The organism is Ruminococcus sp. 1001136sp1_2201st1_G3_2201SCRN_220225 (assembly GCF_040924365.1).
Classification (GTDB): Bacteria; Bacillota; Clostridia; order Lachnospirales; family Lachnospiraceae; genus Blautia_A; species Blautia_A faecis.
Genome location: NZ_JBCOME010000026.1, coordinates 21784 through 33423, shown reverse-complemented (window position 1 = coordinate 33423; position 11640 = coordinate 21784). Strand labels below are relative to the sequence as shown.

The following is an 11640-nucleotide window of genomic DNA, read 5'->3' as shown; positions in this document are numbered from 1 at the left end:
TGAATGGTAACGCCTGTGATACTTGTCCTTAATTATCCAAGGAACTTCATGAAGGTACCAGGTGCAACAAAGATCAGAAGCAGACCGGTTACGAAACCGTAAATACCTGTAGTCTCTGCGATCGCACAACCAAGAAGCATGGTAGAGGTTACATCACCTTTACACTCTGGCTGACGTCCGATTGCTTCCAGAGCTTTTGCAACTGCGTTACCTTCTCCAATACCAGGTCCGATACCTGCGATCAGTGCAAGACCAGCACCAATTGCACAACCAGCCAGTGCGATACCTTTTGCCAATACTGTAAAATCCATAATCAAATCCTCCTGTTATTTATGATTTCTCTTGTTAGAAATTCAATTCATCCGGAAACTGCAAAATATTTTCTGCATTTTCCGATTTTCTGCCCACTTCGTGAACATCCGCCTTCTTTACGCTACTCTTCTGCTGCATTCGCGATATACATTACAGTCAGCATACAGAAAATAAATGCCTGCATGATTCCGGAAAACCAGTCAAAATAAACTGACATAATTGCCGGAATACCAACGTCCAGGAATGGGATCTTCGACAAAACATCTCCCACAATACCCGGAATCAATCCAAACAGTTTGGAGCTTGCCAGCGCCAGCGCTGCATAGATCAAACCATTGATAACTACACCGGAAAGAATATTTCCAAAATGACGGCACGCCATACTGATCGGTGTGGCGATCTCAGAAAGAATATTAAATGGTGTCATAATAGGGATCGGAGTTGTAAATCCCTTCATATATCCACCGAAACCATTTGTCTTAATCTTCTGTGCCGTGATCATGGTAAATACAACAACTGCCCATGCAGCTTCTGTGGAAAGATCTGCTGTAGGGCTTCGCAGTCCTACAAGGCTGATCAGGTTGGATACCACACTGGTGGCAAAAAGCGCCGCCACAAAAGGAATCATATAGCTGAATTTCTCACCCATATTTCCGATGACGAACTTATTTGCTGTCTCCACCAGAAGTTCAGCCACAGCCTGTCTCCTGGATATTTTCTCCACTTTCAGATCATGTGTCAGCCAGATACAAAGTCCTGTGATCAACAGCATAACCAGCCAGCTTACAACCAGAGTCTCCGTTATCTGGAATTTCCCCAGGATGGGAATCTCGAACGGAAACGTATAGAATATCCTGCCACCGGTTATTTCGATATCCATGTACTCTCACCTCCTGTCATTATAAATTTGTAACTGTTCCGTACCACATCTGTCACACACTTCGCGGAGCAGTACCTGCTGAATAGTTACATAAAATTGTATATATCATTATGCGGCCTTCCTCCCCCCAATGATTCCAACTGTCTTGATCACAATGTTTGGAAAAAGCAATGGTAAGATTCCGGCTACAAACTGAAAACAGGGAACCGCAATCGCCAGAACGCCCCAGATAAGCTGAAGCATCATTCTCTGACTATAGCTGGCCTTCATCTTCGCTGCAGCCTGTTTATCGTCCTCCATGGAAACTATCTTCTGAACGGTCAGTCCCATAAGGAAAAAGTTCAGTACTGCCACCATCCCGCCGATAAATCCGGCGAGAAGCACTGTATAATCAAACGGAATCTGCTCCGGCACTGCCAGATGTCCGATTCCAAATACAGCCCACATCAGGACTACGCATACAAATGTACCAATCGCCACCTTCTTCGTCTCTTTCCTCACTGCCGGCTGCACATCTGCAAACATTTTGCTCATACAAATCTCCCTTCTGAAACGTGTTTGAAAAAGGTTTTCTGCAAAATGTACGTCACACTTTGCAGGAATGATTCCTCAAACACACTCTAATGATGTCTGTTAAATGAAACTTTATTCTTCTTTTTCTCTTTCTCTTTCTTCTGATGTCCGGTTACGGACAGGTAAAGCTTATAGGCTACTGTAAAGGAGCCTCCCAGTCCGAAAAAAAAGCCAGGAATAAAAATCCATTCTCCTATTCCCAGGCTGGTACTCATCCACCAGCAGATCAGCAGGCACAGAAGCAGAGGAGTGATAAAGGATAAACTAAATTGACTAAGCAAAGTCATATTCTTGATAATATCTCCCCATTTTTTCATAAAAGCCTCCTGTCGCAAGTCTCATTTTATAGACAGATTTTAACACAATTCAGTGTGGATAGCAACTTTTTTTGTGCATATTATTTAAAAATTGGCTTCTATTTTATTGCATATCGTCAATTTTTTCACACTTCAAAAAGTAATTACATGCTACCAAATTCTTGTTATTTTGTCGTTATACAATTGTTAAACATTGACTAAAATTCAGACACTGCAGGTAGTATTGTCTAGAATGTGTTTGAAACAGGCTCTAGAGCGTGTTTGAAAAAGGCTTTCTGCAAGATGTACTTCACAATTTGTGGGAGATTTGTCCGATTGAGGGCGGCGTAGCGGGCTACGTCGACTGAAAGAGGGCAAAATATACCGCAAAGTGGGGCGTGCAGATTGCGGGAATGATTTTTGAAACACGCTCTAGCTGCAATATCCTTTGATATGCAAAAAACCGCCTTGTATCAGCATTCCCATTCCTGGTAAATTCATGCTGTACAAAGCAGTTTCTCTTTCATAGTTTCTTATGAACCTCACTATCTTATTTTAGAGTGTATTTGTAAAATCATTCTCGCAATCTGCACGCCCCGGTTTGCAGCATATTTTGCCCAAATTCGTAGAGCGTGTTTGTGAAATCATTCCTGAAAATTATGACGTGCCTCTTATGAAAGCTGTTTTAATTTGCATACAAATAAGAACTGTATGTAGGATCATCAATGTTTGAGGAATCAATCCATGCCGGGTCGATACGCACATTCCGCTTGATTTCCACACTCTTCTTTGGTGCTGTAGTCAAAAGTGCTGTCCAGATGGTCTGATATCCCATCGCGTAAGGCTGCTGGGAAACCACGCCGACCTCTTTACTATTCCAGATAGCCTCCTGTTGTTTCGCTGTGGCATCCACACCAACCATCACAATGGAATCCTTTGTCTCATCCTTTTTCATGTCCAGATACAGATCGGCAATATCTGCATTATCGCAGAAAACACCGTCCAGCTGCGGATATTTGTCAAGAACCTCCTGCATGGCAGCTGTCATATCATCTACCTGATCCTGATAAACAATCTCCACAACTTCAATATCCGGATAATTGGTGATATAATTGGTAAAACCGCTTACACGTTCCTGAATGCTCTGCGTCTTTTCCTGCGCAGAAAAGACTGCAACCTTACCCATTTTTCCGATGGCTGTGGCTAATCTATACGCAGCGATTTCGCCCACCCTGGTATTATCCGTACCACGAAATGCACGGACCATCTTGCTGTCTGTAACACCAGAGTCAAATGCCACAACCGGGATTCCATTCTCCTTGGCAGCTTCCAGCTGCGCCTGAAGGGAATCCATATCGCTGGCAGAAACACAAAGTACATCCGGATTCTCTGCAATTACCGCATCTATGGTATTTACCTGGCTCTCCACATCTTTCTCATCGCTGGCGCCTTCAAAGGTCATGGTCACCTGATCTTCTTTCTTGAAGCCATATGCCTCGTTTACATCGGCAATTGCCTGCTCCATTCCTTTCTTAACCAGTCCCCAGAACTCTCCGCTTGTACTCTTGCTTACAACTGCCACCCGGGATCCTGCCTGGAGTTCTACAGATGTATCAATTTCAGGAATAAGAGGATCCTTTTCTTCCTGGGCTTCTTCTGTGGATTCCGTAGTCTGCCCGTCAGAAACCAGTGGCGCGATCACTTTCTCCACTTCTTCTTTCTTACAGCCTGTGAAGGTGCATAATGCAGCCAGAACAAAAGCAGGTATCACTGCTACTTTTTTCATTTTATTCACTCCTCATCTGAATGTTTAAAGTTTTTTCAAAAAAACTTTTTATAACTATTTTTCGCAGTCTTCATCTTTGTTTAATCTTGCTTTTACATTATACACAATTTCGGTTCCACGTCTATAGTTTTTATGGTTTTTTCACATTTGCGGGATAGAAATCCCCTTAAACTCAGTCCCTTCCGGCTTTGTCACGAATTTCATCACCTTTCCGGTTACCGGATGGAAAAAGGTAAGGCTTGCGGCGCACAGAGCCAGGCTGCCTGCCCCGATGGTCACATTCGTTCCGGCACCATATTTCCGGTCACCAGCCAAAGGCATTCCTGCATGAGCCATCTGAACCCGGATCTGGTGATGACGGCCTGTATCCAGATGAATTCGAAGCAGCCATTTTTTCTTTCCGGAAATTGCATCCACAGCCTCACCGAGAACCTCATAGGAAAGTCTGGCTTTCTTCGCACCAGGAGTGTTCGCATTCACTACGGAAGAAGTATTGGATTTTCCATCTTTTTTCAGGTAATCCTCCAGAACTGTTTCTTTTTTCCCAGTCTCTGCCTGCTGTCCATATGTTACTGCCAGATAAATTTTTTCCATCTTTCCAGCTGTAATCTGTGCACTTAACGATTTCGCAGCCTCAGGTGTCTTTCCAAATACAAGAATACCTTCTACCGGCTGATCCAGCCTGTGGATTACTGCCAGATATGGAATCCTTCTCCCACCACCAGCTTGCATTGCCAGATAATTTTTCAGGCTGCTCTCCAGATCCATGGCACCAATTCTTGCATTCTGTACCGCAATTCCCGCTGGCTTACGGCAAACTATAATCTCTTTATCTTCAAAAAGAATGTAGTCCTCTATTTTCCCACTAAACATCGTCTGCTTCCCTCATAGTTTCCAATTTTCTCCGCTCATTATAGCGGATTAAAGCCTGATTTACAAGCGCAGCATGGAAAAGGACGGTCATCATTTTACTTATATTTCAAATGATGACCGTCCTAAAATTCTTCAGTATTCAATGGTCTTTTCCTCGTTTTTCAAATTGATTTACAATTTAATATTTACGTGGTCTTTATTCAGTTGTTCTATATTCAGTTTTAAGTTTTTATTTAAAATATCTTATCTTATTTCCTGCTCATAAACGATATGATGTTTATCATTCGGTTTATTTAGAAGTTTGATAGATTGAAATTATAATTCACGTTTTATAATTTCTTCTGCAGAAATATCGGATATACTTCTCAGGCTCTGAATCATTATCATAAACAATTTCAAACTTAATTCGGTTAAATCCAAAACCACTTACTGGTTCATATGCTCTCTTATATGTATTATACAAAAAAGTTTGAGCGGAAGTTCCTGATCTATTTCTGACTGGAATATCAATTATGATATTCTTCTAATGCAAAGTTTCGATTCATATTCTAAAGGTTCAATAGGAATCTCAAGATATCCTGCTTATCTGTGATAAGGGGTTATATCCTCTGGAGAAATGTTTCTTTACACAAGTTCCAGATCTTTGTATTAGTGGTGGACAGTTATTCAATATAAGTAATCGCTTCTATTTACCTTGGATACGTTTATAAGTATCAGCTGAATCAAGTGATACTTTATTTTCTATTTACACGGTTCTCGTATCAGGTCTTCTTGCAGGAAATGCGATTCCTGTCTCTCTTATATTGATTAGAAAGATTTTATGTTCCCATTGGAATCACTAAGCTCCTTTCTTTATAAAGTTGTTTTTCTTTTGATGAGCTTATATTACCATCTCTGATCTTATTTGTCAATACTTTTTCTTGTATTTTTTGTTTTATTTCTGTTTTATTTTGGCACTTCACGTTGTATTTCTGTGTTTTTTACTAATTATTGTAATTATTCAGAATATTTGTTTATATAACAAGAAAGACTCCTTTTTGCAAAAGGCTAAATGGGTGTTTAAAAAAGGCTTTCTGCAAGATATACGTCATGATTTGTGGGAGATTTTGTCCGGTTGAGGGTATCATAGCGGGCTACGACAACCGAATTCGGGAAAAATATACCGCAAAGTGGGACGTGCAGATTGCGGAAATGCTTTTTTAAACACGTTCTAGCCTATGTAGAAACACATTGAGCGATATTTGCCTTTTCGTTGCAGTGTGATCATACCATGTAGAACTTTTTATGTAACAGGGAATTCTGATAAAAAGGCAGGTCGCTCTCAAAAAGAATGACCTGCCTCATAACATTTTATTTTCTATTGTAGTTGATCAGACAGCCTTTCAGGATGATTTCCCGCTCATCATCTGTCAGCTCTCCAAGTGTTACGGTAAACGGAACCAGTCCGCTCTCTTTTACCACATAACCGGTAATGCTGTCGGCTTTCTCTTCCACTGCCTTGCGGATTTCCGGGAAGAACAGGTAATCACCGTTTACAAACGGAAGATCACCGGCCGGGATCAGGAATGGAAGCATTCCCCAGTTAATCAGGTTGGAACGGTAACGTTTGGTAGCGTATTCGTTGGCAATGTTTGCCCACCCGCCAAGTACTTTCTGACAGGAAGCAGCCTGCTCACGGGCAGAACCATCTCCGGGCTTCACTGCGAAAATAGTACTTCCAACGCCAAGATTGCCTTTGCCAGCTTCCGGATACTCTTTGTTCACCGCTTCCATAACCGGCTTCAGCTCTGGCAGTGCATCCAGCGGACATTCGCCGTTCTCAATGGCATGCTCTGCTTTCTGAACCTCTTTTGCCCGTCCAACATAAGCCGGATCCTTTCTGGAAAGAGTAAACTCAGCCAGTCCAAGAGGATTGGAACGGTAGGAGGAAGTCTCACCGGATGGGATCAGCTCGTCGGTAGTAGTTACCGGATCGTGAATTTCGGAAACAACCTTCAGAACCAGATTCTCTGCAAGTGCCGGCATCTTCGGCCAGTCTTTGATGTTCGGTCCAAACTGGATCTCAACAGACGGATCAGCCACGCCTTTGCTGTCAAATACACGGTTATCGTAAATCGTTTTATCAAAGAAATATTTCTGTCCTCTGTACTCTCCTGTGAAATTCTCAGCAGAGGTAAGGAATCCCTTGTTTGCAGCTGTAGCAGCGATAGAACGTGCATCCATAAGTGCAACAGAAGAAATCTGACCATTCTGGATCTTGGAGCCTTCACGGTTCGGGAAGTTTCTGGTGGTATGGCGGATACTGAAAGCATTGTTTGCCGGAGTATCTCCAGCACCGAAGCATGGACCGCAGAATGCAGTTTTCACAACAGCACCTGTCTCAAGAAGATCTGCCAGAACTCCATTCTTAGCCAGCTCCATATAAATCGGAGTACTTGCCGGATATACGCTTAAAGTAAAGGCATCTGCACCGATGCTGGTTCCGCGGAGAATATCCGCTGCAGCACAGATATTCTCAAATCCACCGCCTGCACATCCTGCAATAATTCCCTGGTCAACATAAAGCTTTCCGTCTACAACCTTATTACGGAGAGTATAAGGAACCTTGCCGTCCAGACTTACCAGAGCTTTTTTCTCAACATCGGCAAGGATGTCATCCAGATTTGCATTCAGTTCATCAATTGTATAAGTATTGCTTGGATGGAACGGCATAGCGATCATTGGCTTGATCTCGCCAAGGTCAATCTCCACACAGCCGTCATAGTAAGCCACATCTCCCGGTTTCAGCTCTTTATAGCTCTGGGCTCTTCCATGGATCTCGTAAAACTCCTGAATCTTCTCATCTGTCTGCCAGATGGAGGAAAGGCAGGTAGTCTCAGTAGTCATAACATCGATTCCAATACGGAAATCAGCACTTAAATTAGCTACGCCAGGACCTACGAACTCCATTACTTTATTCTTCACATAACCATTTGCAAATACTTTACCAATGATAGCAAGAGCAACGTCCTGCGGTCCTACGCCCGGACGTGGGCTTCCTTTCAGATAAATAGCAACAACTCCTGGCATATTGATATCATATGTCTGGGAAAGAAGCTGCTTCACAAGCTCCGGTCCCCCCTCTCCCATAGCCATGGTACCAAGAGCGCCATAACGGGTATGGCTGTCTGAGCCAAGAATCATCTTGCCGCACTCAGCAAGCATTTCGCGGGCAAACTGATGGATAACTGCCTGATGTGGCGGAACATAGACACCGCCGTATTTTTTCGCACAGGTAAGACCAAACATATGGTCATCCTCATTAATAGTACCGCCAACTGCACAGAGGGAGTTGTGACAGTTGGTCAGAACATACGGTACCGGAAAACGCTCCAGTCCGGAAGCACGTGCAGTCTGGATAATTCCTACAAAAGTAATATCATGGGATGTCAGTTTATCAAATTTAATCTGAAGCTTGTCCATATTACCGGAAGTATTATGGGCTTTTAAAATAGAATAGGCAATGGTATTTCTTGCTGCATCTTCTCTGGAAACAGGAAGCTGGGCTTCAGCTGCCGGAATGATTTCCTTTCCATTCTGCAGATACACGCCAGTATCATATAATTTCATAATAAAGCTCCTCCTCATCTTGAGAGATTTATAAGTAACAAATATTATGCAGCTGTTCACCAGCAACATTCTGAGAGGTATTTTTTGTGAACAGCAGCAACATTATCGTTAATTATAGTAGATTTCTCCGAAAGGGTCAAGCAAAAACACTTTAGCGTGCTAAAAAGCTTTTTTTGCAAAAAATGGTCTGTAATTTTGCTCCACATTTCTGTTGCAACTTTTTCAAATCAGTGATAAGGTAGAATCTACCAACACTGAAATAATGGGAGGTGTTCTAAGATGTTTCGCCTTTGGGGACGAATCTGGAAAGATAACCATATGCTGAAGGATACCGTGATCTGTGATGACCGCCAGGAGACCAGAACGCACAAGGTTTTTCACTGTCTGGAGCAGATCTGTTATGAGCTGGATCTTGGTAATCCAATCTGGCTGGATACTACGGTGCGGGATTTTAAGAAGCACAGTAAAACACGTTTTTATCAGGATAATTTTATTGAACAGATTGACTTTGATTACCTGGAAATACAGGTAATAGAGGAAGATGGAGAAGAATGATGAAAAAGACAAAAATGTTTATGCTGGTTCTCACCAGCGCAGTACTTGCCCTTACTCCGGTAACTGCAAACGCAGCTGAAGCTGCACCTTCTCAGGTAACGGAAACTGTTATTGCCACCCCTACTCCGACACCCAAAAAGCCACAGAAAAAAGGCTGGGTGAAGACCAAATCCGGAATCAGAAGATACTATCGAAAAGGAAAACGCCTCACCGGTTTCCAGAAGATTGGCAAGAATTATTTCTATTTCAGTGCCAAGGGAACCCTATTAAAAAATACTACTGTTAATAAAGGTTACAGGGGATTTACTTACTACATCGACAATAAAAGTCATGTAATCGGCAGAAAAAAGGGTTCTACCTACTATACTGCCAGCGGAAAGAGAATGACTCAGGTTCAGATTGCCAACCTCCGCTCCAAGCAGATTGCAGCAGAGATCACCAATTCCAGCATGTCCAAATCCCAGAAGCTTCAGACATGTTTCAACTGGGTGATCAAGGGCTATTATAATATCTGGCGTGATTTTGACCAGGGCGGCAAGGACTGGCCGGCTACTTTTGCAAATGACCATTTTCTGCATCACAACGGAGACTGCGTTTCTGACGCTGGCGCATTTGCTTACCTCGCCAAGGCAATCGGATACAAGAATGTTTATGTATGTGCCGACGCTGTGCAGAGCAACAACAATGCCCACGCATGGTGCGAGATCAACGGGTATGTTTATGACCCGCTTTTCGCAGAAGCAAAGAGTTACAGCAAGTATTACGGTGCAACCTATGGTTCTTATGGACTTTACCCGGTTTTGAAATATAAGATTTCATAAATGGTTAATATTCGCTGTACTGGCTGCAGTAACTAAGTTCAGACAAAATATATGCGGCGCACAGATTACAAAAGCTCCCGGATCCGCTACAGGATTCCGAGAGCTTTTTTGGCAAGCTGGTCAGCCATATCGTTGTATTTGTCGTTGGAGTGTCCTTTTACTTTTACAAAATGGACTTTTACTTTCTTCACGGCTTCCCGGTAAAAGGCCTGATACGCAATTGTTCCGGGTTTGGTAGCTTTCCAGGCACCGGTGCACCATTTGGCAATGCCTTCATAATCATGGTAAATGGTGATTTCCGGAATATTATGATCCACAGCATACTGCATTGCCGCTTCGGAGCCTTTGATTTCTCCTGCTACATTATGCATCAGTGCCAGCTCTTTGTCTGTCATTTTTTCGCAGAATGTGTGCTCTTCTCCATCCTTCAGGATGACCATTCCGTAGGAAAATTCGCCGGTGTCAGAGCGGTAACTGCCATCTACGTAGGCAATCACCTGGGCTGACGCAGGTTTTTCTGCCCTGGGAAGTGTATCCGGGATGCCCTCTGCATTCACACCGGCAAATGCCTGTGCCTCTTCCATAGTGGGAAAGCTCTTAAATTCTGCTCCCGAAAATCCCGTGACCTGTTTCTGACACTCTGCCCAGGTCATAAATACACCTGTTTTTCTGCCTGTTCTTACTGCATAGTATTTCTTTGCCATGTAGTCTCCCTTCTGTATCAGACATTCTCAAACACTTTTTCTTTAATTATAACGAAACTGTTTCTTATCTTCAATAATAGATTAGAGCATGTCCACAACACACTCTAATCTATCCCTGGCCCGAAACTTTAATATACCCTGTTTGTCCTGTCGTCACGTTGGAACCGCTGAATGTTTTTCACCACTTCATCCACTACGCGGAATCTGGTCTCTTTCGCAGCCCATGCAATATGCGGAGTAATGATCAGTTTATTGCTGTTCTGGATCTTAAGAAGCGGATTCTCCGGATTCATTGGCTCTTTGCAAAGAACATCAAGGCCTGCACCTGCAATGGAGCCTTCGGTAAGAGCTGTATACAAATCTGGCTCATTTACAATGGCGCCTCGCGCAAGATTCAGGAAAATAGCGGATTTCTTCATCTTGCGGAATTTTTCCAGTGTCATCAGATTCTCCGTGTACCCGTTCAGCGGTGCATGGACGGAAAGAATATCAGAGCGGGAAAGAAGCTCATCCAGGCTTACCTGTTCATATTCTGTATTGTATTTCTTCCCGGAAGCGGAATAGCAGATAATATGGCAGCCAAATGCCTTGGCAATCTGCGCCACCCTGTTTCCAATTGCGCCAAGACCGATAATTCCCCAGGTTTTTCCATCCAGCTCGAAGAAATTCTGTCCGAAATGGGAGAAACAGGTTCCTCTTGCATATTCTCCGGATTTTACGTAATTGTCGTAATAATTCAGTTTTTCCAGAATATAGAAAAGAAGAGCGAAGGTATGCTGTGCCACTCCGTTTGTAGAGTATCCGGCAACATTGTAAGCTGCAATTCCCCTCTTTTTCAGATAGTCTCCATCCAGGTTGTTAAAGCCTGTTGCGGTCAGGCAGACCAGCTTTAGGTTCTGTGCTTTTCCAATGGTAGACTCGCAGATTGGAACCTTGTTGGTCACGATCACATCTGCGTCTTTTGTCTTTTCTTCCATTTCATCTGCTGTTGTACTTCGATATATTACTACTTCGCCCAGTGCCTCAAATGGAGTAAATACCATATCCTGTCCCAGGCTGTCTGCTTCCAGAATTACAATTTTCATAATGTGCTCCTCGCTTTCTTCTGTGCTCACTTATATAGTCGTGCGTTTCCTCATCTGTTTTATAAAATACCGTTTTCTCCGGGAAAATGCAATCCCAAACTATAAAATGTACAATAAGTGTTACTATCCTGTTATTATTCACTGGT

At 43.0% G+C, this 11640-nt stretch carries 13 protein-coding genes and 3 pseudogenes; 4 read left to right on the top strand and 12 right to left on the bottom strand.

Translation table 11 applies throughout. The annotated features are described in order from the left end of the window. Window positions 1-32: 32 nt before the first annotated feature. The 6 genes and pseudogenes from atpE to AB5642_RS09950 form a co-directional block, all read right to left on the bottom strand. Complete coding sequence (gene atpE / locus AB5642_RS09975; RefSeq protein ID WP_179962564.1) at window positions 33-311, bottom strand: ATP synthase F0 subunit C; 279 nt, start codon at window positions 309-311, stop codon at window positions 33-35. A 122-nt stretch (window positions 312-433) separates the two neighbouring features. Next, entirely contained in the window at window positions 434-1192 is a 759-nt protein-coding gene (locus AB5642_RS09970; RefSeq protein WP_118582122.1) for a F0F1 ATP synthase subunit A, read from the bottom strand. Between the two features lie 108 nt (window positions 1193-1300). Beyond that, complete coding sequence (locus AB5642_RS09965) at window positions 1301-1726, bottom strand: ATP synthase subunit I (protein WP_118582119.1); 426 nt, start codon at window positions 1724-1726, stop codon at window positions 1301-1303. Between the two features lie 6 nt (window positions 1727-1732). After that, a pseudogene (locus tag AB5642_RS09960) lies at window positions 1733-1795 on the bottom strand (DUF6783 domain-containing protein); the annotation flags it as partial. Window positions 1796-1812: 17 nt separating this feature from the next. After that, window positions 1813-2082 (bottom strand): AtpZ/AtpI family protein, encoded by a 270-nt coding sequence (locus tag AB5642_RS09955; RefSeq protein ID WP_173717843.1) that lies wholly within the window; start codon window positions 2080-2082, stop codon window positions 1813-1815. A 204-nt stretch (window positions 2083-2286) separates the two neighbouring features. Next, a pseudogene (locus tag AB5642_RS09950) lies at window positions 2287-2444 on the bottom strand (DUF6783 domain-containing protein). 15 nt (window positions 2445-2459) lie between these two features. Here AB5642_RS09950 and AB5642_RS09945 point away from each other — a divergent pair. After that, window positions 2460-2513 carry a hypothetical protein gene (locus AB5642_RS09945; protein WP_308768375.1) on the top strand — a complete coding sequence of 18 codons (54 nt, stop codon included), beginning with the start codon at window positions 2460-2462 and terminating at the stop codon, window positions 2511-2513. Between the two features lie 93 nt (window positions 2514-2606). Here the strand turns inward: AB5642_RS09945 and AB5642_RS09940 are convergent, their stop codons facing one another. From AB5642_RS09940 to AB5642_RS09930, 3 genes are all read right to left on the bottom strand, one after another. After that, window positions 2607-2684 (bottom strand): hypothetical protein, encoded by a 78-nt coding sequence (locus AB5642_RS09940; RefSeq protein WP_368361887.1) that lies wholly within the window; start codon window positions 2682-2684, stop codon window positions 2607-2609. A 62-nt stretch (window positions 2685-2746) separates the two neighbouring features. Then, window positions 2747-3847 (bottom strand): substrate-binding domain-containing protein, encoded by a 1101-nt coding sequence (locus AB5642_RS09935; RefSeq protein WP_173717842.1) that lies wholly within the window; start codon window positions 3845-3847, stop codon window positions 2747-2749. A 141-nt stretch (window positions 3848-3988) separates the two neighbouring features. Next, window positions 3989-4720: an RluA family pseudouridine synthase gene (locus AB5642_RS09930; protein ID WP_173717841.1), complete on the bottom strand. Its 732-nt coding sequence runs from the start codon at window positions 4718-4720 to the stop codon at window positions 3989-3991. A gap of 1089 nt (window positions 4721-5809) precedes the next feature. On the opposite strand from AB5642_RS09930, the pseudogene AB5642_RS09925 reads away from it, so the two are divergent. Continuing rightward, window positions 5810-5860 (top strand): annotated as a pseudogene (locus AB5642_RS09925) (hypothetical protein); the annotation flags it as partial. A 210-nt stretch (window positions 5861-6070) separates the two neighbouring features. Here the strand turns inward: AB5642_RS09925 and AB5642_RS09920 are convergent. Next, the gene (locus tag AB5642_RS09920; protein ID WP_173717840.1) at window positions 6071-8329 is read right to left on the bottom strand and encodes a hydratase; all 2259 of its coding nucleotides are present in this window, start codon (window positions 8327-8329) and stop codon (window positions 6071-6073) included. A gap of 279 nt (window positions 8330-8608) precedes the next feature. Here AB5642_RS09920 and AB5642_RS09915 point away from each other — a divergent pair, with 279 nt between their 5' ends. Then, window positions 8609-8884 carry a hypothetical protein gene (locus tag AB5642_RS09915; protein WP_173717839.1) on the top strand — a complete coding sequence of 92 codons (276 nt, stop codon included), beginning with the start codon at window positions 8609-8611 and terminating at the stop codon, window positions 8882-8884. Further along, complete coding sequence (locus tag AB5642_RS09910; protein ID WP_118582104.1) at window positions 8881-9705, top strand: transglutaminase-like domain-containing protein; 825 nt, start codon at window positions 8881-8883, stop codon at window positions 9703-9705. Before AB5642_RS09915 ends, AB5642_RS09910 begins: the two co-directional genes overlap by 4 nt. An 86-nt stretch (window positions 9706-9791) precedes the next feature. Here AB5642_RS09910 and AB5642_RS09905 read toward each other — a convergent pair whose 3' ends face one another. Further along, window positions 9792-10409 (bottom strand): viroplasmin family protein, encoded by a 618-nt coding sequence (locus AB5642_RS09905; RefSeq protein WP_173717838.1) that lies wholly within the window; start codon window positions 10407-10409, stop codon window positions 9792-9794. A 128-nt stretch (window positions 10410-10537) separates the two neighbouring features. Further along, window positions 10538-11497 (bottom strand): D-2-hydroxyacid dehydrogenase, encoded by a 960-nt coding sequence (locus AB5642_RS09900; RefSeq protein WP_368371574.1) that lies wholly within the window; start codon window positions 11495-11497, stop codon window positions 10538-10540. Window positions 11498-11640 lie beyond the last annotated feature (143 nt).

Excerpts from the sequence above, each read along its gene's own strand:
- atpE (WP_179962564.1), bottom strand. The coding sequence starts at position 311 with ATGGATTTTACAGTATTGGCAAAAGGTATCGCACTGGCTGGTTGTGCA.
- AB5642_RS09970 (WP_118582122.1), bottom strand. The coding sequence starts at position 1,192 with ATGGATATCGAAATAACCGGTGGCAGGATATTCTATACGTTTCCGTTC.
- AB5642_RS09955 (WP_173717843.1), bottom strand. The coding sequence starts at position 2,082 with ATGAAAAAATGGGGAGATATTATCAAGAATATGACTTTGCTTAGTCAA.
- AB5642_RS09935 (WP_173717842.1), bottom strand. The coding sequence starts at position 3,847 with ATGAAAAAAGTAGCAGTGATACCTGCTTTTGTTCTGGCTGCATTATGC.
- AB5642_RS09915 (WP_173717839.1), top strand. The coding sequence starts at position 8,609 with ATGTTTCGCCTTTGGGGACGAATCTGGAAAGATAACCATATGCTGAAG.
- AB5642_RS09920 (WP_173717840.1), bottom strand. The coding sequence starts at position 8,329 with ATGAAATTATATGATACTGGCGTGTATCTGCAGAATGGAAAGGAAATC.
- AB5642_RS09905 (WP_173717838.1), bottom strand. The coding sequence starts at position 10,409 with ATGGCAAAGAAATACTATGCAGTAAGAACAGGCAGAAAAACAGGTGTA.
- AB5642_RS09930 (WP_173717841.1), bottom strand. The coding sequence starts at position 4,720 with ATGTTTAGTGGGAAAATAGAGGACTACATTCTTTTTGAAGATAAAGAG.
- AB5642_RS09910 (WP_118582104.1), top strand. The coding sequence starts at position 8,881 with ATGATGAAAAAGACAAAAATGTTTATGCTGGTTCTCACCAGCGCAGTA.
- AB5642_RS09965 (WP_118582119.1), bottom strand. The coding sequence starts at position 1,726 with ATGAGCAAAATGTTTGCAGATGTGCAGCCGGCAGTGAGGAAAGAGACG.